General features: G+C 50.7%; 19 protein-coding genes. 16 read left to right on the top strand and 3 right to left on the bottom strand.

The window, feature by feature from the left end; all coding sequences use genetic code 11:
• The first annotated feature begins 84 nt into the window (after positions 1 to 84).
• Positions 85 to 1,536, top strand: a complete 1,452-nt coding sequence (der, locus tag HXZ99_RS09140; RefSeq protein ID WP_194756985.1) for a ribosome biogenesis GTPase Der — start codon at positions 85 to 87, stop codon at positions 1,534 to 1,536.
• Positions 1,537 to 1,592: 56 nt separating this feature from the next.
• Here der and hslO read toward each other — a convergent pair whose 3' ends face one another.
• Both hslO and hslR read right to left on the bottom strand, forming a co-directional pair.
• Positions 1,593 to 2,459, bottom strand: a complete 867-nt coding sequence (gene hslO, locus HXZ99_RS09135; RefSeq protein ID WP_194756984.1) for an Hsp33 family molecular chaperone HslO — start codon at positions 2,457 to 2,459, stop codon at positions 1,593 to 1,595.
• A 49-nt stretch (positions 2,460 to 2,508) separates the two neighbouring features.
• Positions 2,509 to 2,892, bottom strand: coding sequence for a ribosome-associated heat shock protein Hsp15 (gene hslR, locus HXZ99_RS09130; RefSeq protein ID WP_194756983.1), 384 nt, complete (start codon positions 2,890 to 2,892; stop codon positions 2,509 to 2,511).
• 147 nt (positions 2,893 to 3,039) lie between these two features.
• On the opposite strand from hslR, the gene gspC reads away from it, so the two are divergent.
• From gspC to HXZ99_RS09065, 13 genes are read left to right on the top strand one after another with little or no spacing between them, the layout of a single operon-like run.
• Positions 3,040 to 3,933 (top strand): type II secretion system protein GspC, encoded by an 894-nt coding sequence (gene gspC, locus HXZ99_RS09125; RefSeq protein ID WP_194756982.1) that lies wholly within the window; start codon positions 3,040 to 3,042, stop codon positions 3,931 to 3,933.
• Between the two features lie 12 nt (positions 3,934 to 3,945).
• Positions 3,946 to 6,048, top strand: a complete 2,103-nt coding sequence (gspD, locus tag HXZ99_RS09120; protein WP_194756981.1) for a type II secretion system secretin GspD — start codon at positions 3,946 to 3,948, stop codon at positions 6,046 to 6,048.
• The gene (gene gspE, locus HXZ99_RS09115; protein ID WP_194756980.1) at positions 6,048 to 7,592 is read left to right on the top strand and encodes a type II secretion system ATPase GspE; all 1,545 of its coding nucleotides are present in this window, start codon (positions 6,048 to 6,050) and stop codon (positions 7,590 to 7,592) included. The genes gspD and gspE overlap by 1 nt, the downstream gene beginning before the upstream one ends.
• A 3-nt stretch (positions 7,593 to 7,595) precedes the next feature.
• Positions 7,596 to 8,819 (top strand): type II secretion system inner membrane protein GspF, encoded by a 1,224-nt coding sequence (gene gspF, locus HXZ99_RS09110; protein WP_194756979.1) that lies wholly within the window; start codon positions 7,596 to 7,598, stop codon positions 8,817 to 8,819.
• A gap of 2 nt (positions 8,820 to 8,821) precedes the next feature.
• A complete protein-coding gene (gene gspG / locus HXZ99_RS09105) occupies positions 8,822 to 9,268 on the top strand; it encodes a type II secretion system major pseudopilin GspG (protein WP_194756978.1) in 447 nt (148 codons plus the stop codon).
• The gene (locus HXZ99_RS09100; RefSeq protein ID WP_194756977.1) at positions 9,265 to 9,849 is read left to right on the top strand and encodes a prepilin-type N-terminal cleavage/methylation domain-containing protein; all 585 of its coding nucleotides are present in this window, start codon (positions 9,265 to 9,267) and stop codon (positions 9,847 to 9,849) included. Before gspG ends, HXZ99_RS09100 begins: the two co-directional genes overlap by 4 nt.
• On the top strand, positions 9,840 to 10,214 hold the full coding sequence (gene gspI / locus HXZ99_RS09095; RefSeq protein ID WP_194756976.1) for a type II secretion system minor pseudopilin GspI: 375 nt from the start codon (positions 9,840 to 9,842) through the stop codon (positions 10,212 to 10,214). Before HXZ99_RS09100 ends, gspI begins: the two co-directional genes overlap by 10 nt.
• Positions 10,214 to 10,837, top strand: coding sequence for a type II secretion system minor pseudopilin GspJ (gene gspJ / locus HXZ99_RS09090; RefSeq protein ID WP_194756975.1), 624 nt, complete (start codon positions 10,214 to 10,216; stop codon positions 10,835 to 10,837). Before gspI ends, gspJ begins: the two co-directional genes overlap by 1 nt.
• Entirely contained in the window at positions 10,834 to 11,826 is a 993-nt protein-coding gene (gspK, locus tag HXZ99_RS09085) for a type II secretion system minor pseudopilin GspK (protein WP_194756974.1), read from the top strand. Before gspJ ends, gspK begins: the two co-directional genes overlap by 4 nt.
• Positions 11,819 to 13,012, top strand: coding sequence for a type II secretion system protein GspL (gspL, locus tag HXZ99_RS09080; protein WP_194756973.1), 1,194 nt, complete (start codon positions 11,819 to 11,821; stop codon positions 13,010 to 13,012). Before gspK ends, gspL begins: the two co-directional genes overlap by 8 nt.
• Entirely contained in the window at positions 13,009 to 13,560 is a 552-nt protein-coding gene (gene gspM, locus HXZ99_RS09075) for a type II secretion system protein GspM (RefSeq protein WP_194756972.1), read from the top strand. The genes gspL and gspM overlap by 4 nt, the downstream gene beginning before the upstream one ends.
• Before the next feature lie 47 nt (positions 13,561 to 13,607).
• Positions 13,608 to 14,369 carry a type II secretion system protein N gene (locus HXZ99_RS09070; RefSeq protein ID WP_194756971.1) on the top strand — a complete coding sequence of 254 codons (762 nt, stop codon included), beginning with the start codon at positions 13,608 to 13,610 and terminating at the stop codon, positions 14,367 to 14,369.
• A gap of 38 nt (positions 14,370 to 14,407) precedes the next feature.
• Complete coding sequence (locus tag HXZ99_RS09065; RefSeq protein ID WP_194756970.1) at positions 14,408 to 15,316, top strand: mechanosensitive ion channel family protein; 909 nt, start codon at positions 14,408 to 14,410, stop codon at positions 15,314 to 15,316.
• A gap of 22 nt (positions 15,317 to 15,338) precedes the next feature.
• Here HXZ99_RS09065 and xseA read toward each other — a convergent pair whose 3' ends face one another.
• The gene (gene xseA, locus HXZ99_RS09060) at positions 15,339 to 16,724 is read right to left on the bottom strand and encodes an exodeoxyribonuclease VII large subunit (protein WP_194756969.1); all 1,386 of its coding nucleotides are present in this window, start codon (positions 16,722 to 16,724) and stop codon (positions 15,339 to 15,341) included.
• A 187-nt stretch (positions 16,725 to 16,911) separates the two neighbouring features.
• Here xseA and guaB point away from each other — a divergent pair, with 187 nt between their 5' ends.
• Both guaB and guaA read left to right on the top strand, forming a co-directional pair.
• Entirely contained in the window at positions 16,912 to 18,378 is a 1,467-nt protein-coding gene (guaB, locus tag HXZ99_RS09055; RefSeq protein ID WP_194756968.1) for an IMP dehydrogenase, read from the top strand.
• An 8-nt stretch (positions 18,379 to 18,386) separates the two neighbouring features.
• On the top strand, positions 18,387 to 19,964 hold the full coding sequence (gene guaA / locus HXZ99_RS09050; RefSeq protein WP_194756967.1) for a glutamine-hydrolyzing GMP synthase: 1,578 nt from the start codon (positions 18,387 to 18,389) through the stop codon (positions 19,962 to 19,964).
• The last annotated feature ends 178 nt before the right edge of the window (positions 19,965 to 20,142 follow it).

Here is a 20,142-nt window from a genome sequence, read left to right as displayed (position 1 = left end):
TACAATAGCGTATGCAGGCGGAATACCGCCAATCGTTCAGGGCCGAGTTGGGCCCTGAACGTGTTTCAGGAGAGAGGAAATTACATGATACCCGTGGTCGCCCTTGTGGGCCGTCCTAATGTTGGCAAATCCACACTTTTTAATCGCCTTACCCAAACTCGGGATGCCTTAGTGGCCGATTTCCCGGGGCTAACGCGTGACCGTCAATATGGTCAAGGACGTTATGATCAACACCAGTTTATCGTGGTAGATACCGGCGGGATTCATGGTAAAGAAGAAGGGCTTGATCTGCTGATGGCCAAGCAATCGTTACAAGCGATTGATGAAGCCGATGTGGTTTTGTTTTTGGTTGATGCACGCATGGGCATTAGTGCTGCTGATGAATTTATTGCCGAGTATCTGCGCAAGCAAGACAAGCCTGTTTATCTTGTGGCGAATAAAATCGACGGGCTCGATGGTGATGCTGCCGCCGCTGATTTTTATGGCCTTGGATTGGGGCAGGTTTGGCAAGTTGCGGCGGCCCATGGCCGTGGTGTAGGGCAATTGTTACGAGCGAGTTTGCAGCCCCTTGAAGCCAGCTATCCGGATATGCTGATACAGCCAAAGCCGGAAGAGCCGAAGGAATTGACCGAAGCCGACGCGCTGGCCGAGATCGAGCGGTTACAGTCGCAACCTATTAAATTGGCAATTATTGGTCGACCAAACGTAGGTAAATCAACCCTCACCAACCGAATTCTCGGTGAAGATCGGGTTGTGGTTTACGACATGCCGGGCACCACGCGCGATAGCGTGTACATTCCGATGGAACGTGACGGCCGCGAGTATGTTCTGATTGATACCGCTGGTGTGCGGCGTCGGGGCCGAATTGATATGGCCGTGGAAAAATACTCGGTGGTAAAAACCTTACAGGCCATTGAGAGCGCTAACGTGGTTATTTTAGTCATTGATGCCCGCGAAGCAATTAGTGACCAAGATCTGAACTTGCTAGGCTTTGTGCTGAATGCAGGCCGCTCAGTGGTCATTGCGGTAAACAAGTGGGATGGCTTAGAGCAGGATGCAAAGCAGTGGATTAAAGACGAGCTGGATCGGCGTTTAGGCTTTGTTGATTTCGCTCGGGTTCATTTTATTTCTGCACTGCATGGTACCAATGTCGGTCATCTATTTACCTCGGTACAAGAAGCTTATGCCAGTGCCACCAAACGGGTAAGCACATCCCAGTTAACACGTATTATGGAGTCGGCCCAAGAAGAACATCAACCGCCGTTGGTGCGAGGTCGTCGGGTGAAGCTCAAGTTTGCGCACGCCGGTGGCTACAATCCGCCTTTAATCGTGGTGCATGGCAATCAGGTCAATGATTTACCGGAGAGTTATAAACGCTACTTAATGAATTATTTCCGTAAATCATTGAAGCTGATGGGAACGCCGGTGAAAGTTGAATTCCGCACCGGTAAGAACCCATTTGAAGGCAAGAAAAATTCGCTCACGCTCTCGCAGCAGCGCAAGCGCAAGCGGATGATGCGATTTGTGAAAAAATAGCGGAAACGATGAGATAGAAAAGCCAGTCACACTGTCAAGTGGACTGGCTTTTGTTGTTATTGGGCTTGGTCAGGCGCTTGATGCGCGTGCAGTGATTGCACATCGAATTCATTAAAGACGTAGTCGGTAAGACAATAATCGCAAGTAAGCGTAAGCGCTCCCTCTTGCTTGAGAATATCCATCAGTTCTTCTTGGGATAAACTGCGCAGTGCTTGCATGGTGGCTTCCCGTGAACAACCGCAGAAGAAGCGGACATCTTGGGTTGGATACACATGCACGTCTTCTTCGTGATAAAGACGATGCAACATATCGGTGGCAGGCAAATTTAGCAGCTCTTCGCCGGTGACTGTTTCTGCCAAGGTTGTCAGGTGCTGAAAACCATCCAGTCCGTCGGTGCCGGGCAGTGCTTGTAAAAACAGCCCGCCTGCGCGTTTTTGCTCAACATCCGCAAATAACCAAACCCGTGTAGCTAACTGCTCGGATTGTTGGAAGTAAGCTTCAATACAGGCGGCTAGGGAATCGCCGTCAATGGTGGTGACACCCTGATAGCGCTCTCCTTGCTCTGGTGTCAGGGTGATCAATAAGATGGCGTTATCACCCACCAAATCGCGAAAGCTATCGCCGGTGAGCTCTGATTTGACCCGAGCGACACCACGCAATGCTTGCTGATGACTACCATTTACCGTGGCGTAGTTTAGCGGCCCATTGCCTTGAACTTGCACATTGATGTGGCCTTCGAACTTTAGCGTGGCTGTAAGTAGACTCGTGACCGCCATTAACTCACCCAGTAAGTGCTGCACCGGAGCCGGGTAATCATGGCCTTGGGTAAGTTCATGATAACTCTGCGCCAACTGAACGATTTCGCCACGCACATCATGATTGGCAAACGTAAAACGGAGAATTTGGTCAAGGGAATTCGACATACTGGCGTCCTTTATCACAATGGCAGTCGGCAATGGGACTGACATTGTACTATTGCTGTTTAAATTTTATTAAATCGCGCCGCTGTTTCTTATCCGGTCGCTGGTCAGGGTGCGGATTATACAATTGATTGAGTTTGCGCGCGCGCGCGTTTTCTTCGCGTTTGGCGATACTTGCTTCAGTCTCTGAATAGAGGGCTTGGGCCTCTGGCGCACCGCGTCGGTGTTCACTGAGCGCGACAACTTCTATTTCAAAGCGGTCATAACCGCGTAGTATCGATAGCAATGCACCGGTTTCAACGATCTTGGCGGGTTTTGTGCGTTGCCCATTGTAGTGAACTTTACCCGCCTGAATGGCACTGCGCGCAAGCCCTCGGGTCTTAAAAAAACGGGCTGCCCACAACCACTTATCCAATCGCACTGAGACATCGGTCATGATGTGAAACTCCTGCACAATATGTGCGTCAGAGTGTAACATGATTCCTTACATATTTTTACGGCACTGTGCATTGTTGTTCACCGCATAGCGCGCTAGAATGCCAAATCGATAACATTATTTTAATAAGAAGTAGATTCCACGTTCATGGTCAAATCACTGTCAATCAGCTCGCTCTCCGTGGCGAATCTGAGCGCCTTTTCTCGCAGCGTTTTGCAGCCTGTGCTTACGGGTGTCGGAATTCTATTGCTGTGCGTTGCGGTATGGATAGCGGCCAGTATTACGTGGCGTGTTCTTGCTCCCGCAGATTTACCGGTGCCGCTTGCCGTGGCAGGACAAGGTATGGGCGAGCAGGTCCAACTGAATCCAACACGCATTCAGCAGATGCATTTATTTGGTGAGCGTGGCGCCGAGCCGACACGACAAGTGCGCACAACCGAAGCACCAGAAACCACCTTAAACATTCGTTTGGTGGGTGTAACCGCAAGCACGGTGCCGGAGCGTTCAGCCGCAATTATTCAGCAAGGGAACAACCAGGTAACCTATATTCCTGGAGAAACCATTGCGTCAAGTCGCGCGGTCGTGAATGAGATTCTGTCTGATCGGATTATTTTAGAAAACGCCGGTCGCTTGGAAACATTGTATTTAGATGGCCGGGATGGCTTTGAACCCGGATTAACCTTACGTCAGGTAAACGACACCACAGAGCCACGCCAACAAACGCAAGATAGTCCCAGTGAGTTGCCCGTTTATGTGGAAGATATAAACCCTGAAAACATTAGTGAGCTGGTGAGCATTACGCCGGTTCAGCGGGATGGTGCTCTTATTGGGTACCGTTTGGCACCAAGTAAATATCCAGAATTGTTTGCTGCAGCTGGGTTTCAGTCGGGTGACATTGCGATTAGTTTAAATGGCTATGACCTCACCAACCTTGCCGAGGCAGCTTCCATCTTGCGTGATATTGGTTCATTAACCTCCGCGACTATTGTGGTGTTGCGGGATGATGAGCCAGTTACGTTGGAACTTAGTATTCCGAATTAATAGGTATCGATCATGCGTTTGCTAACCAAAATCATTGGAATGTCGTTTGCAGCCAGTTTGGCCCTCGTGCCTATGCATGCGGCTCATGCTCAGTCCCAAGAAGAGTTCTCAGCGAGCTTTAAAAACACCGATATCAATGAATTTATTCAAGCGGTGAGTCGAAACCTCGAAGAAACGATTATTATCGATCCGGAAGTACGCGGTCGTATTAACGTCCGTAGTTACGATGTAATGAACCGCGAACAGTATTATCAGTTTTTCTTAAACGTGCTGGAAGTGTACGGTTATGCCGTGGTGCGCATGGATAACGGCCCGCTCAAAGTTATCCGTGATCGCGACGCAAAATCCGCACCGGTGCCGGTGGTCGATGACGATTCATTTACCGGCGACGAATGGGTGACCCGCGTCGTCCCCCTGCGCAATGTGTCCGTGCGCGAACTCGCGCCTTTATTGCGTCAGCTCAATGATCAAGCTAGCGGTGGCGCGGTGATGAGTTATGACCCGTCGAACGTTATCATGATGAGCGGCCGTGCATCACTGATAAACCGCTTAGTGCAAATTATTCAGCATGTGGACCGGGCCGGTGATCAGGATGTTGAAGTGGTGCAGTTACAACATGGCTCCGCTGCAGAAATGGTGCGCATCGCACAAAGTGTTTTCCAGCAGCAAGGTTCTGGCATACCGGAAATGATGATTCCGCGTATTGTCGCCGATGAACGTACAAATCGTATTTTAATTAGCGGCGATCCGCGCGCTCGGGAACGCGTGGCACGACTCTTACGCCAACTCGATACAGAAATGCAAACCAGCGGCAATACCCGCGTGTTCTACTTGCGCTATGCCAAAGCGGAAGAGATGGTGCAGTTACTCCGTGGGATGACAGAAACCATTATCGCTGAGGAACGTGCGGCAGCCTCAGGATCGGGGTCAGGCGGTGGTGGTGCAGCGCGCACCTCACGTCGCGGCACTGAAGTAAGTATTGAAGCCCACACACCGACTAACGCTATCGTCGTTACCGCACAGCCCGATCTACTTCGTGCCATTGAAAATGTCATTGGTCAGCTCGATATTCGCCGCGCTCAAGTGTTAGTTGAAGCCATTATTGTGGAAGTATTCGAAGGCGACGGCATTAACTTCGGCATTCAATGGGCCAGTGAAGAATTCGGTATGATGCAGCACAATAACGGCAACATCGTCCCGATTGGTCCGTTAGGTGTAGCCGCAGAAGCCGCGCGTACTCGACCTGGCGCCGAAGTAACGCGTGTTGATAATGCGGGCAACGAATTTACCACGCGGGAACCAGATCAACGGGGCGATTTCTCGTTATTGGCAAACCTTCTGGGCAATGCGAATGGTCTTCTGTTCGGTACTGTACAAGATGGCTGGGCCGCTGTCGTGCAAGCGGTAGCCACCACCACGAACTCGAATATTCTATCGGCGCCAAGTATTACAACCTTGGACAACCAAGAAGCGTCGATACTTGTTGGTCAAGAAGTGCCGACAATTACTGGGGCCACTGCCGGTTCTAACAATGACAACCCGTTCCAAACCATTGATCGCCGTGAAGTGGGTATTCGCTTACGTGTGACACCGCAAATCAATGAAGGGGACTCCGTTCAGTTATTAATTGAGCAGGAAGTATCCAGTATTGCTGGGGCCACCTCGGTGGATGTGACCTTTAATAAACGTGAACTAAAAACGACGGTTCTGGCCCGCGACGGTGAAACAGTCGTACTTGGTGGTTTAATCGATGAAGATGTGCAAGAAAGTTTATCGAAAGTACCGTTGCTAGGGGATATCCCAATTCTGGGGCACCTCTTTAAATCAACCAGTGTGAACACGCGTAAGCGCAACCTGATGATATTTATTCGTCCGACGATTATTCGTGACGACAATCGCATGGGGCAGTTGAGTCAACGTAAATATAGTTATCTGCGGGCGCAACAGCTAGAGCAGCGTGATCGCGGTATTTCATTACGCTCGCGCGATACAGTGCCGGTATTACCCGATTGGGATGATTACGACGCATTGCCACCCGAATACCGTCGTTTCTTAGACGAATGGCGTCGGGATATGGAAGAGATTCGTAAAGAAGCGGAGTCGGGAGGGCGCTAATGAGCGACACGACTAAGGACACATCTGACGCTAAGAATATCCAAGCGGTCGCGGCACAAGTGCCGGAGCCAGGGGAGGCGCATCAACGCCTACCGTATGGGTTCTCTCGCCGCTTTGGGGTGGTGTTAACCTGGGATAACGACACGCCCACGTTACATACCCGCGGCAATGTAAGTGCAAAAACATTACACGAAGTGCGTCGTTTACTCAGTCAGGGCTTTGCCGTGATAGAGCATTCTGAAAACGAGTTTGATCGCTTGCTAAGTCAAGCCTATCAGCGTGACTCGTCAGAAGCGAAGCAGCTGATGGAAGACATAGGCAACGAGGTGAATTTGTTTTCTCTTGCCGAAGAGCTGCCGCAAACAGAAGATCTATTAGATAGCGAAGACGATGCGCCGATTATTAAATTAATCAACGCCATGCTGAGCGAAGCCATCAAAGAAGGCGCTTCGGATATTCATATCGAAACCTTCGAAAAAGATTTGGTGATTCGCTTTCGCATCGATGGTGTGCTGCGGGAAATTCTGCGACCAAATCGTAAATTAGCCTCCTTGCTGGTATCCCGCATCAAGGTGATGGCGCAGTTAGATATTGCCGAAAAACGGTTGCCGCAAGATGGTCGTATTTCGTTGCTTATCGCGGGTCGAGCCGTGGATGTGCGGGTATCGACGATGCCGTCCAACCATGGTGAACGGGCAGTACTGCGTTTATTGGATAAAAATAATGCCCGCTTAGATTTAACCGAGCTGGGTATGACCGATAAGAATCGGAAAATATTCTCGAATCTGATTCATAAACCTCACGGGATTATTCTGGTGACCGGCCCGACCGGTTCTGGTAAAAGTACCACCTTGTACGCAGGGTTGTCTGAAATTAACACCAAAGATCGGAATATTCTGACGGTGGAAGACCCCATTGAATATGCCCTTGAAGGTGTTGGCCAAATGCAGGTGAACCCGCGTGTGGATATGACGTTCGCCCGAGGTTTACGGGCCATTTTGCGTCAGGATCCCGACGTCGTGATGGTGGGTGAGATTCGAGACGGTGAAACCGCGCAAATTGCGGTGCAAGCGTCATTAACCGGACACTTAGTGCTATCAACCTTGCACACCAATACAGCGGCCGGTGCCATTACACGCCTTGAAGACATGGGCATTGAGCCTTTCTTATTGTCGTCTAGTTTACTGGCCGTTATCTCCCAGCGACTGGTACGAACCCTCTGTAAAGATTGTCGCGAGACCCATGTGGCGACCCCGGAAGAATGTGAATTACTCGGTGTTGAGGCAAGCACTGCTCCGTCTATTTATCGACCGCGGGGCTGTGCTAAATGCAACCACACGGGCTATCGGGGCCGAACCGGTATTCATGAAATGCTCGTTATCGATGAAACCACCCGTGAGTTAATCCATAACGGTCAAGGGGAACAAGCCATCGAGCGTTATGCGCGCAAGAATTACCCGAGCATCCGCCAGGATGGCCGCGATAAAATTCTTCTTGGGTATACAACGCTCGAGGAAGTTTTACGTGTAACCCGCGAGGAATAGCACATGCCAGCGTTTTCGTATGAGGCCCTGGATCAACAAGGGCGCAAGAAACAAGGAGTGCTGGAAGCGGATACCGAACGGCAAATTCGGCAAATGCTGCGGGAACAAGGCATGTTTCCCGTCAGTGTTGAATCCGCCGGCAATCAAGAAAAGGGAATATCTTCCCAGCGTAAATCGTTATTTCAACGCCGGGTCAGCACCCACGATTTAGCGCTTATCACGCGCCAACTAGCCACCCTCGTAGCCGCCGCATTGCCCATTGAACAAGCATTATTGGCGGTCGCCGAACAAACCGATCGGCCTCGCCTTAAACGCATGCTGATGTCCGTGCGCAGTAAGGTGGTAGAAGGCTATAGCCTAGCGGAGGGCATGCGTGACTTTCCTGCGATATTCGATGACTTGTACTGTGCCATGGTCGCTTCGGGCGAAAAATCAGGGCATCTTGATGAAGTATTGAATCGTCTTGCTGATTATACGGAACAACGGCAGGCTCTAAAGAGTCAAATTACTCAGGCAGCAGTTTATCCGTTAGTGCTTACGTTAGTGGCAATGGGGGTAGTCGGGTTCTTGTTAGCCTTCGTGGTGCCGCAAGTGATTGAACAGTTTGATGATATCGGACAAGAGCTGCCTTTGTTAACGCGCGTTTTGATCGGTGTCAGTGAATGGCTACAAAATTACGGGCTGTATTTGGTGTTAGCCATCATAGTGGCCCTGATGTTGTGGTTCCGCTTAATGAAGAACGAGAAGTTTCGTTACAAGGTGCATAAACGCACGCTGTATATGCCTTTTATAGGGAATATCGTGCGTAGTGTGAATACGTCTCGGTTTGCGCGTACCTTGAGTATTCTTACCGCATCGGCAGTGCCTTTGTTGGAAGGGTTGCGCATTACGGCATCGGTACTTGGCAATTTGCGCATGCGCGAAGTTGTCGAAGATGCCGCCGATCGCGTGCGTGAGGGAACGAGTTTGCGCGCGGCGCTCGGGCCGAGCAAATTATTTCCACCGATGATGCTACACATGATTGCATCGGGTGAAAAAAGTGGAGAATTGGAGCAGATGCTCCGACGCTGTGCCGACAACCAAGATACGGAATTTGCGGCAACAGTGAATATTAGTTTGAAGATCTTTGAGCCGTTATTGATTGTAGTTATGGCAGTCATCGTGCTCTTTATTGTACTTGCCATTATCTTACCGATATTGGCACTTAATCAATTAGCAGGTATGTAATTATGACATTCACACAGAAACGACAATCGGGTTTCAGCATGATCGAACTCATGGTTGTGTTGGTTATTCTGGGAATTCTGGCCACGCTGGTGGTGCCACAAGTATTTTCACAGCGGGATCAGGCGGATCGGCAAAAAGCGATTTCCGACCTTACCGCATTGGAAAATGCGATGGAAATGTACCGTTTGGATAATGGCATTTATCCGACCACTGAGCAGGGCGTTGAGGCCTTAGTGACGCCTCCGCAAATGGATCCGCGCCCGCGTAATTATCGCGAGGGTGGATATATTCGTCGCTTACCGACCGATCCTTGGGGCAACGACTATCGTTTGCTGAGCCCGGGTCAATATGGTCGTTATGATATCTTCTCGATGGGCCCTGATGGGCAACCGGGAACCGAGGATGATATTGGCACTTGGAATATGCACGATCGACCGCAACAGCAATGATCCATTCTGGCTGCACTCAAGCTCGGCGACCGAGCGGCTTCACGCTGTTAGAAGTGATGCTGCTCATCGTGATTTTGAGCGTAGCCAGTATGTATATTATCGTCACGGTTCCTACTCGGATTCTTTCAGATAGCGCCGAGGATGCGAGCCAGAAATTTGTTCTGCAAATGCATCATGTGCGAGAACAGGCCATGTTGCGTAATCACGTGTATGGCATCGAGTTCAAAGATGACATGTATATTTTCTACCGCTGGCAAAACCAAGCCTGGGTGGAAGTGGTGCAGCCGCCACTCGTTGCCACGCGCGTGTCCGACCAAATCGACCTTGATTTTGAGCCCGGCGACTTTCGTATTCTAGACAATATGGACGAAGGCCGTGATGCTATTTTCGGACGCGATGCACGGCGTGAGTCGAGTGAAGACGAAGAGCCGCCACGCCCTGATATTCTAATTTTCGAAAGTACCGAGTTTGTGCCTTTTCGTCTTACCTTTAGCGCCCGGGATCCGAATCAAGCGAGCTTCGTGATTGATGGTCGCAGCGGCATTCATCTTGCCCGCGCCGAAGTGGAGGGATGGCAATGAAAGCCCGCGGGTTTACGCTCATTGAAGTGATGGTCGCCCTTACCTTGTTTGCGGTGGGTGCCCTTGCTGCTGTTCAGCTTGCCAGTGAGACGACTCGAAGTTCTTCCATCCTAGAAGACCGCTACTTTGCCAGTTTAGTGGCCAGCAATCGTATGGCTGAAGTGCATGCGCAAGCGCGCTGGCGCACATGGCCACCCCGTGATGAAGCGAGTGGTGAAGCTGAATTAGCTAATCGCACCTGGTACTGGGAACAACAAGTAGTGGCGACGGTGACAGAAGATCTGCAAGAGGTCACCATTCGCGTCAAGCTTGCCGCCGATGGACCTGTGATTGCCGAAGTAAGTGGCTTCGTGGGGCGACGCTGATGCAACCTGTTGCCAACCCGCGTGGATTTACATTTATTGAGGTGCTGGTTGCCATCTCTATCTTTGCCATTATTGGATTGGCATCGGCCACCATATTTACCCAAATGAATCGGTCATCAGAAATTAGTGCGGCGCGGCATGAGCGTTTGAGCGAATTACAGTTTGCTTTATTTACCTTAGATCGCGATGTGCGACAAATGGTGATTCGGCCGGTGCGGGCTGTACCTGAGGAAGGTCGCCGCTACTATGTGACCAATAGCCGCGATGTCACCGACTCCGATAGCGATGGCTTGGCGTTTGTGCGGGCCGGCTGGAGTAACCCGGGAATGATGTTACCGCGCGGCGAACTGCAACCGGTTGTTTACCGTGTGCGTGATAATGTGCTGCAGCGTTTACATCGACCCTTTGTTGATGACACAAGTGGGGATACCGCCATTCAGCCTTTGCTTTCTGGGGTTGAATCGCTGGAAGTTCTATTTTATCACCAAGGGGATGAAAGTGATCGTTGGCAAACCCCCGACTCACTCCCGGATATCGTGATTGTTCGTATTACCCTAGAAGATTTTGGAACGGTCGAACGTTGGCTGCTTACCTCGGGTGTGAAACCGGAGGCCATTCCATGATCGGCAAACAGCGTGGCTCTGCAATTATTATGGTGATGCTGATCATCGCACTTATCGCGGTGATGGCGGTGCAAATGAGCGAGCGCTTGCGCATGCAAATTGCCCGCATTGGCGGCACCGATTTTGCGGAACAAGCCTACTGGCATTGGCTCAGTGCGGAGGCTTTATCACGTCAGGTGTTGGCGGCGGAATTGGAGGCTGACGATTTTCGGGTCCATCTGGGACAGAATTGGTCTACCGAACAAGGGCCATTTCCAGTGCGCGGAGGGGCTATTGGCGGGCGTATTCGCGATTTGCATAGCTGCTTTAATTTAAACAGCCTGTTTCGGGATGACAGCAATCAGCAACGCTTCAGTATGGCTGTCGAGCAGTATCAAAGCTTACTCAGTGCCTTAGAATTTGATGAATTCACCAGTGAGCGACTCACCGCCACGCTTGTGGACTGGCTTGATAAAGACTCTGAATTGCATAATTCGTTTGGGGCGGAAGATCCGGATTATGAATCGCTACCGCAGCCGTATCAAGCTGCCAATACGCTTCTAAGTCATCGCTCGGAACTGCGTCAGATTATCGGTTATACCCAGGATGTGTATGAAACCCTGCGCCCCTATGTGTGTGTTGTGCCGGCGAGTACCGAGTTTGCAATGAATTTAAATACGGTAAAATCGGAGCATCCGGAGCTTGTGCAGGCGTTTTTTCGCGGCCAGCTTGATCGAAATGCTGCCGAAGGGTTATTGGCGGCTCGGCCAGACGATGGATTTGAATCGGTAGATGCAATTCGGCAGCAGTCGGAAATACAAAATTTGTTGTCGAACGACCAAACGGTAAGCGAACTTGAACTATTAACCGTAGAAAGTAAGTATTTTGAGTTGCAGGCGCATGTGCAATATGGTGATCTTGAGTATTACGGCTTTAGTCAATTGCTAGTAGCCGGAGGCGACGTGCACATTTTGCATCGGTCGCGCGGAGGATATGTACGGGATGAGTGAACAATTAATTATTCGATTGCCTGCGGATAACGAGGCGCCGGTAAGTTGGCTGGTGTGGAATCGCGCCCAGAATGAGCTTGTGGCCAGTGGCGAATTGCAAGGTGAACATGTTAGAGAACTAGCGGAGAAAGCGAAACATCGCGATCTGTTAGTGTTTGCTAGCACCTTGGCCATAGGTCTGCATGAATTAAATCTGCCGATGAAGTCGCGGCGTCAGCTCGGACAGGTAATTCCATTCGCTCTTGAAGATGAGCTTGCCGAAGATATCGAGTCATTGCATTTCGCATGGCCTGATAGCCTGCCAAAAGAGGATGCTATTCCTGTCGCGGTGGTTGCCCATGAGCAAATGAATGCCTGGCTCTCGATGCTGGCATCGGCAGGCCTAGTGGTTCATGAAATCTATCCTGATATTTGCTTGCTTCCTGTTGCCGAGGGAGAATGGGCCATGGCCCAGTTCGGCTCAGAGTGGGTATTGCGCACTGGCGCTTGGCAAGGTACCGCATTAGATCACGACTTACTGACCTACTTTACGCCCGATGAAAGTATGGGCGAGGTAACATTGGTTCGCGCTTACGGCGATGTGCAGTGGAGCAGTGCACCTGCCCCTGTGGAATCGTCTGGCCCGGCGTTGCCGCTCGAGCTTGCAGCTACCTTTAGCCCTCTTGGCGCGATCAATTTGCTGCAAGGGGAGTATCGGGTTCAGCAGGCGTCTAGTTTTTCCTTCCGTAAGTTTAAATTCCCAGCGATTGCCGCGGCAGTATGCTTTGCCGTTGTGGTGGCCAATCAGTGGGTAACCGCGCTGCAACTCGAGCGGGAAACGCGGGCATTGTCGGCGCAAACAGATGCGTTGTATTTGCAAACCTTCCCAAATGAGTCGCGTGTTCAAGATCCGGTTGCGCAGATGAACGCACACGTCATGAATCTGCGGGGGCCTGAGGGCGGTAATGTATTGCATTTGTTACAGCAACTAGAGCCCGCATTTGCGGCCGCGCCTTTGCAGTTAACCATGATGCAGTACGATGCCAGCCGTGGGGAGTTGCGGTTGCAAGCCAATGGCGAGAACTTCAATACCTTCGAGCGCTTTACTCGCACCGCGCGAGAACAGAATTTAGATGTAAATCAAGGTCAGCTAACCAGCCGGGGCGGCCAGATTAACGGCACTATTTTAGTACGGAGCGGATCATGAAACTTATCGACAATGTCGTAGCGCCGATTCGGGCCAAGATGCATCCGTTAACCGCAAAGTATCATGCCCAGCTCATGCAACGCTGGCATCGGTTACAACAGCGCGAGCAGCGAATGCTGCAAGTGCTTGCGGTGTTTATGACAATCTTTATTCTGTGGTTTTTTATCTGGATGCCACTGCAAGCACGCGTTGAGTTGGCGGAAAGTCGCTTACAATCGCAACAAACGAGTTATCAACGGGTGGCCATGGGTGCGGCGCAAGTAGAAGCGGCGCGCTCCAGCCAACAGCGTCAGCAGACCACACTTGCGGCAAATCAGGTGTCGGGATTTATTAATACCTTGGCGTCAGAATTAAATATTGAGATTTCACGGGTACAACCTCAACAAGAGTCGCTCATTCTTACCTTCAATGAAGTAGAGTTCGATGCCCTCGTTGTGCTCGTTGCGCGTTTGGTAGAACGTGGCGTAATGATAGAGAACTTAGATGCCTCTGAAACCAATGATATTGGCATTGTTCGCGTGCGTCGGTTACAAGTTCGTGCGCGCTAACCGAGTGGTCGTTAATGGGCTCGATTGAAAAGGAAAATTCGTTGTTCATGATGCAACAATTAAAGAAAAAACGTGTATTAATTCCACTCTTGCTTTTGGTCTATCTGGTCGGTGTGATAGCCATGATGCCAGCACGAGTTGTATTGTGGTTTGCGCCGCTACCTCCCGAGGTTGGGGTTGGCGGCATCTCCGGTACGGTATGGAATGGCAGTATTGAGCGTATTCGAGTAGACGACATCGCGGTAAATCAATTGAGCTGGCAAGTGCGGCCTCTGGATTTATTGCGTTTACGTTTTAGTGCGGATGTGCAAATCCCAGCGCGTGCCGATAATTTAATACAAGGTAATGGCCGCATTAGCGCAAGCGCAGGTGGCTCGCTGTCTGTTTATGATTTGCGTCTTGCCGGTGAACTCGATGAGTTGATGAGTTTGATGGCCTTTGATAGTCCAATTCCGTTGCGTGGAGCATTAACCGCCCATGTCTCTGAGTTCGTGCTCGGACAGCCAATATGCAGAAGCTTTGGCGGTCGTATTATTGGTGTTCAGGTACAGGCACGATTGGCGCAAGGTTGGGATAACCTCGGCGATTATGAAGTGAACTTAGGCTGTAATGAAGGGCGCATCGATGTGCTGATGGATCCCGATAACTTGTTAGGTTTAAGTGTCACAGGCTCGGTTGATCCTACAGCAACCAATCTACGTATCGGCATTGGTCCACAACCAGGAGCGCCGCGAGGTATTCAAGATCTTCTCCAGTGGCTCGGCGAGGCGGATGCGCAAGGGCGTCGGTATTTTAATTTCCGCCTCTAATTGAGCGTTACAATGAAGCAATAAGAAGGAACCATTTTATGACAGAACTTCTTGACTGGTTTGCAGAGAACCAAGAGTCGATACTTTTCTTTGCCGGTAAAGTGGTGGTGGCCCTCGTTATCATCATTGGCGGTTTTATACTCTCCCGTGCTATCGCCAGAACGATGGTCCGTCGCCTCGATAAAAGAAATATCGACAATGCTGTCGTGTCATTTATGGCCGGTATCATCCGCACCATTATCCTTATCGGTGCCTTGTTGATGGCGTTGTCGCATGTAGGTGTGCAAACCACTTCCTTTATCGCGATTTTAGGTGCCGCGGGCTTAGCCATTGGTTTAGCGTTGCAAGGCTCCTTGTCGAACTTTGCTTCAGGGGTATTGATCATGATCTATCGCCCATTCAAGTCGGGCGACTATGTGGATGCCGGTGGCACTGCAGGTACGGTTCAGCGCATTGAACTGTTCACGACCGTATTTAAAACCCCAGACAACAAACTTGTCATTGTGCCGAACTCGAAAATTACCGGCAGCGAAATTACTAATTTTTCTGAAGAGCCAATTCGTCGCGTCGATATGGTTATTGGCGTGTCGTACACCGCCAACCTGAAGAAAACCAAAGAAGTTCTGATGGATGTCATCACATCTGATGAGCGCACGTTAAAAGATCCGGCACCACGGGTTGCGGTGACCGCGCTCAATGATTCCTCGGTCGATTTTATCGTACGCCCTTGGGTGAATAGCGCAGATTACTGGCCGATGTATTGGGATTCGATGGAGCGTATTAAGAACGCACTGGATGAGAATGATATTGGTATTCCATTCCCACAAATGGATGTGCATCTGCACCATCCCGATGGCGCAGCCGGAAGCTTACGTGTGGTGCAACAGCAATCAGACAAGCTAGAGAATAAGCAAGACAATAAACAACAGGAACAGAAGCAAGGCTAAGGTTATACCTTCACGGTAACCGCTACTTTTTGATAGCGGTTACCGTGCTGGTGACTTCCCCTTCCGAAAACCGCGTACGCAATTCATCGCCTTGGCTGAGTGCATTGGCCTTGCGAACAATAGTCCCATCTGCCGCGAATGTAATGGTATAGCCGCGTTGTAATGTATTGAGAGGGCTCACGATAGCGAGGGCTTGTTGGCACGCGCTAAAGCGCGCGTTGGCGTTCTGTAATTGATGTAACAGCGCCTGCCTGGCTTGCTTTATACCGTGTTGATGTGCCTGTTGCTGCTGTTGAATTTGCTTTAGCACTTGGCCCTTTTGTACTTGATGCGCTGCGCTGGCCCAACGGTGTTGGTGCAATCTTAAGGCACGTTTTAAAGCGCGAGTGGAGCGTTGGCTCAGATCATCTAATTGCTGCGCTTGGGTTTGCAACCGTTGCTGGGGGTTTAAAGGTTGTAAGCGTTGACGCAAATGTTGCAGTTGCGTGCGCTGGCGTTGGCTATGTTGCCGCCATGCGCGTTGTAAGCGCTGCTCAATGAGCACTAAGTGACGCTTCACCTCACTCTGATCCTGGCTCACCAACTCCGCCGCCGCGGAGGGGGTGGGGGCGCGTACATCAGCGACAAAATCGGCAATAGTGAAATCAATTTCATGGCCGACTGCACTAATGGTGGGGATGGGGCACACCGCAATGGCGCGCGCCAAGGTTTCGTCGTTAAAACACCACATGTCTTCTAATGAGCCACCGCCACGCGTAAGCAGCAATGCATCAACCTCCTGACGTCGCTGCGCGGTGGTCAGGGCACGTAGGATTTGTGCGGCCGCTTCTGCACCTTGTACTTGGGTCGGGTAAATAATCACCTTCAGGTTCGGGTCCCGGCGCTTCAACACCGAGAGCACATCGCGTATGGCTGCACCCGTTGGCGAGGTAATGACGCCAAGAGTGCGAATTTTGTCGGGCAACGGCTTCTTCCGCTCCGTTGCAAATAAACCTTCTGCCGCAAGCTGACGCTTTAAGGCTTCGTATTGCTGCTGTAGCAATCCCTCACCGGCAGGCTCGAGATGATCAACGATAAGTTGATAGTCACCGCGCGGCTCATAGAGGCTAATTCGTGCCCGCACCATCACTTGCATGCCATTTCCCGGACGCTGATTGCCTGGGAGCCGAACGCGGATATTATTGCCCCGGAACATGGCCGCACGAATTTGTGCCTGTTCATCTTTCAGGGTGAAATACCAGTGGCCTGAGCCGGGTGCGGAGAAATTTGAAATTTCTCCCACTAACCAAATTGAACTCCAGTTGCTTTCGAGAAGGCGTCGCACCGCGCGATTTAATCCGGAAACTGTTAGTACATTGCGGGTACTGTCTGAGGATGCGTCCTGCGAACTGTCGTTACCATAAAACATGTGCGATATCCTCGATTTAGGCGGCACACGGCCCGGAGCCTAATGGATAGAATGGATGCCATTGAATGCAGCTAGAAACAACCCAGCGTGGCAGAGATGAATATTTTAGTTTACTGGAAGGGCATAGATGAGTAAAATACCGCCGCAACATTGATCCAGTCATTCACCTCTAGCGAGAGATGTTGCCATGCTACGAATTGCTCAAGAAGCCCTTACTTTCGACGACGTTTTGCTCCTGCCAGGGCACTCTACCGTGCTGCCGCATACTGCGAACTTAAATACCCAACTGACTAACAGTATTACGCTAAATATTCCGTTGGTTTCCGCCGCGATGGATACTGTAACCGAAGCGAATCTTGCCATTGCCCTCGCACAAGAAGGCGGCATGGGCTTTATCCACAAAAACATGAGTATCAGCGAACAGGCTGCCCATGTTCGGCGCGTGAAGAAGTACGAAAGTGGGATTGTCTCTGATCCTGTGACTGTGACCTCTAAAACTACCCTAAAACAAGTGAAAGCACTGGCGGCTGAGCACGGCTTTCATGGCTTCCCAGTGGTTGATAATGGTCGCTTGGTCGGCATTGTTACCGGACGTGACACGCGCTTTGAAGAATCAGGCAACACCTGTGTTGCCGATGTAATGACGCCAGAAGAGCGCTTAATTACAGTGCGCGAAAACACCTCGAGCAAAGAAATCCTCGCCCTGATGCATAAACACCGCATCGAAAAAATTCTAGTCGTGAATGATAAGCATGAAATGCTTGGCATGATCACATTAAAAGACTTTGAAAAAGCAGCGAACAAACCAAATGCCTGTAAAGATGAACAAGGCCGACTGCGCGTAGGCGCTGCAGTGGGTGTTGGCGCGGGCACCGAGGAACGCATTGCTGCATTAGTTGAAGCAGGCGTTGACGTTGTCCTCATTGACACGTCTCACGGTCATTCGGAAGGGGTGTTAGAGCGCGTTCGCTGGACTCGCAAGCACTTCCCAGATATCCAAATTATTGGTGGCAATGTGGCTACTGCTGAGGGTGCACAAGCACTTGCCGATGCCGGCGTTGATGCCGTTAAAGTAGGTATTGGCCCAGGCTCCATTTGTACCACGCGTATTGTCACAGGCTGTGGCGTGCCGCAAATTACGGCAATTTCAAATGCTGTGGCAGGTCTGGAAGGGCGGAATATTCCAGTAATCGCCGACGGTGGGATTCGTTTCTCAGGCGATATCGCCAAAGCATTGGCTGCTGGCGCAAATTGCGTGATGGTAGGCAGCTTGTTGGCGGGTACCGAAGAGTCGCCTGGCGAAGTAGAGCTATACCAAGGTCGCTATTACAAATCGTACCGGGGCATGGGCTCACTTGGCGCCATGAATCAAAGCCACGGTTCATCAGATCGCTATTTTCAAGCATCGAATCAAGCCGAGAAACTTGTGCCAGAAGGCATCGAAGGTCGAGTGGCCTATAAAGGGCCAATCGCAAATATCATTCATCAGCAGATGGGTGGGTTGCGCTCGGCGATGGGCCTAACAGGTTCCGCTGATATTGAAACCCTACGTACCAAACCACAGTTCGTGAAAGTCACGGCAGCAGGCATGGGCGAATCACATGTACACGACGTGCAAATTACCAAAGAAGCACCTAATTACCGGATGGGTTAAACACTGACATGACACAAGATATTCACCAGCACCGTATTCTTATTCTCGACTTCGGTTCACAGTACACCCAGCTGATTGCTCGGCGTATTCGTGAAATTGGCGTGTACTGTGAACTTTGGGCTTGGGACGTCGATGCAGAAGACATTAAAGCCTTCAATCCGGATGGTATCGTGCTATCGGGCGGCCCTGAGAGTGTCGTTGAAGCGAACTCTCCACGAGCCCCTGAATATGTGTTTGAAGCGGGCGTGCCAGTATTTGGTGTTTGTTATGGCATGCAGACGATGGCCGCTCAACTAGGTGGCGCAGTGCAAGGTTCGAACTTACGTGAATTTGGCTATGCGCGGGTAGAACAAATTGCCGATTGCCCGCTGTTTAAAAATATTGAAGATGGCATCAGTGAACAAAACTTGCCTTTACTGGATGTGTGGATGAGTCACGGCGATAAAGTCAGTGAAATTCCAGAAGGCTTTATTACGGTAGCGCGCACTGAAACATGTCCGCACGCAGCCATGGCGAACGAAGAAAAACGCTTCTATGGCGTACAGTTTCATCCAGAAGTCACCCATACCCGCCAAGGGTTGCGCATGCTTGAGCACTTCGTGCTCGATATTTGTCAGTGTGAGAAGCTCTGGACGCCCGGTGCCATTATTGAAGACGCCATTGAGCGCATCCGCGAGCAAGTGGGAACCGGTAAGGTACTTCTTGGATTATCAGGCGGTGTTGATTCATCAGTAACGGCCATGTTGCTGCATCGTGCCATCGGCGCCCAGCTTACCTGCGTATTTGTTGATAATGGCCTGTTGCGGCTCAACGAAGCAGAGCAAGTGATGGAAATGTTCGGTGACCACTATGGCCTGAACATTATTAAAGTGGATGCCGAAGATCGCTTTTTAGATGCGTTGCACGGTATTGATGAACCCGAGGCTAAACGTAAAGCGATTGGCCGTGCATTTATCGAAGTATTCGACGAAGAAGCACACAAGCTTACGGAAGTGGATTGGCTCGCCCAAGGCACTATTTACCCGGATGTCATCGAATCGGCAGGCTCTAAAACGGGTAAAGCCCACGTGATTAAATCACATCATAATGTTGGCGGCCTGCCAGCAGATATGAAAATGGGATTGGTTGAGCCATTGCGTGAATTATTCAAAGACGAAGTACGTAAAATAGGTCTTGAACTCGGCTTACCTTATGACATGCTCTATCGCCATCCATTCCCTGGCCCAGGTCTCGGTGTGCGGGTACTAGGCGAAGTGAAAAAAGAGTACTGCGATTTGCTCCGCCGGGCCGATGCAATCTTCATTGAAGAGTTACACAAAGCCGAACTCTATCACAAAGTCAGCCAAGCCTTTGCCGTATTCCTGCCCGTTCGCTCTGTGGGCGTCATGGGTGATGCGCGCAAATACGACTGGGTTATCTCGCTGCGTGCAGTAGAAACCATCGACTTTATGACCGCCCACTGGGCACATCTTCCCTACGAATTGCTCGGTCGTGTATCGAATCGAATCATTAATGAGATCGATGGTATTTCGCGCGTGGTTTATGACATATCAGGGAAGCCCCCAGCCACAATCGAATGGGAGTAGAGCTGGCTTGTCAGAAAGCCTCTATGGCTGCGTTATAATCGAAGCTCAATCGGTCACATACCATTAAGGTATGCTCCCTCAATCGCTCCGATTATGCCTTGCCCTAGAGGTTTCTGCCTGCGCTTCGAGTGCGGTGGGAGCTGGCTTGTCCGGCATCACCACTAGCTGCGTTATAAAC

Source organism: Aliidiomarina indica, from assembly GCF_015354615.1.
GTDB classification, from domain to species: Bacteria; Pseudomonadota; Gammaproteobacteria; order Enterobacterales; family Alteromonadaceae; genus Aliidiomarina; species Aliidiomarina indica.
This window is presented reverse-complemented; position numbering and strand designations above follow the sequence as displayed.

Coding starts and splice junctions, on each gene's coding strand:
- der (WP_194756985.1), top strand. CDS start 85: ATGATACCCGTGGTCGCCCTTGTGGGCCGTCCTAATGTTGGCAAATCC.
- hslO (WP_194756984.1), bottom strand. CDS start 2,459: ATGTCGAATTCCCTTGACCAAATTCTCCGTTTTACGTTTGCCAATCAT.
- hslR (WP_194756983.1), bottom strand. CDS start 2,892: ATGACCGATGTCTCAGTGCGATTGGATAAGTGGTTGTGGGCAGCCCGT.
- gspC (WP_194756982.1), top strand. CDS start 3,040: ATGGTCAAATCACTGTCAATCAGCTCGCTCTCCGTGGCGAATCTGAGC.
- gspD (WP_194756981.1), top strand. CDS start 3,946: ATGCGTTTGCTAACCAAAATCATTGGAATGTCGTTTGCAGCCAGTTTG.
- gspE (WP_194756980.1), top strand. CDS start 6,048: ATGAGCGACACGACTAAGGACACATCTGACGCTAAGAATATCCAAGCG.
- gspF (WP_194756979.1), top strand. CDS start 7,596: ATGCCAGCGTTTTCGTATGAGGCCCTGGATCAACAAGGGCGCAAGAAA.
- gspG (WP_194756978.1), top strand. CDS start 8,822: ATGACATTCACACAGAAACGACAATCGGGTTTCAGCATGATCGAACTC.
- HXZ99_RS09100 (WP_194756977.1), top strand. CDS start 9,265: ATGATCCATTCTGGCTGCACTCAAGCTCGGCGACCGAGCGGCTTCACG.
- gspI (WP_194756976.1), top strand. CDS start 9,840: ATGGCAATGAAAGCCCGCGGGTTTACGCTCATTGAAGTGATGGTCGCC.
- gspJ (WP_194756975.1), top strand. CDS start 10,214: ATGCAACCTGTTGCCAACCCGCGTGGATTTACATTTATTGAGGTGCTG.
- gspK (WP_194756974.1), top strand. CDS start 10,834: ATGATCGGCAAACAGCGTGGCTCTGCAATTATTATGGTGATGCTGATC.
- gspL (WP_194756973.1), top strand. CDS start 11,819: ATGAGTGAACAATTAATTATTCGATTGCCTGCGGATAACGAGGCGCCG.
- gspM (WP_194756972.1), top strand. CDS start 13,009: ATGAAACTTATCGACAATGTCGTAGCGCCGATTCGGGCCAAGATGCAT.
- HXZ99_RS09070 (WP_194756971.1), top strand. CDS start 13,608: ATGATGCAACAATTAAAGAAAAAACGTGTATTAATTCCACTCTTGCTT.
- HXZ99_RS09065 (WP_194756970.1), top strand. CDS start 14,408: ATGACAGAACTTCTTGACTGGTTTGCAGAGAACCAAGAGTCGATACTT.
- xseA (WP_194756969.1), bottom strand. CDS start 16,724: ATGTTTTATGGTAACGACAGTTCGCAGGACGCATCCTCAGACAGTACC.
- guaB (WP_194756968.1), top strand. CDS start 16,912: ATGCTACGAATTGCTCAAGAAGCCCTTACTTTCGACGACGTTTTGCTC.
- guaA (WP_194756967.1), top strand. CDS start 18,387: ATGACACAAGATATTCACCAGCACCGTATTCTTATTCTCGACTTCGGT.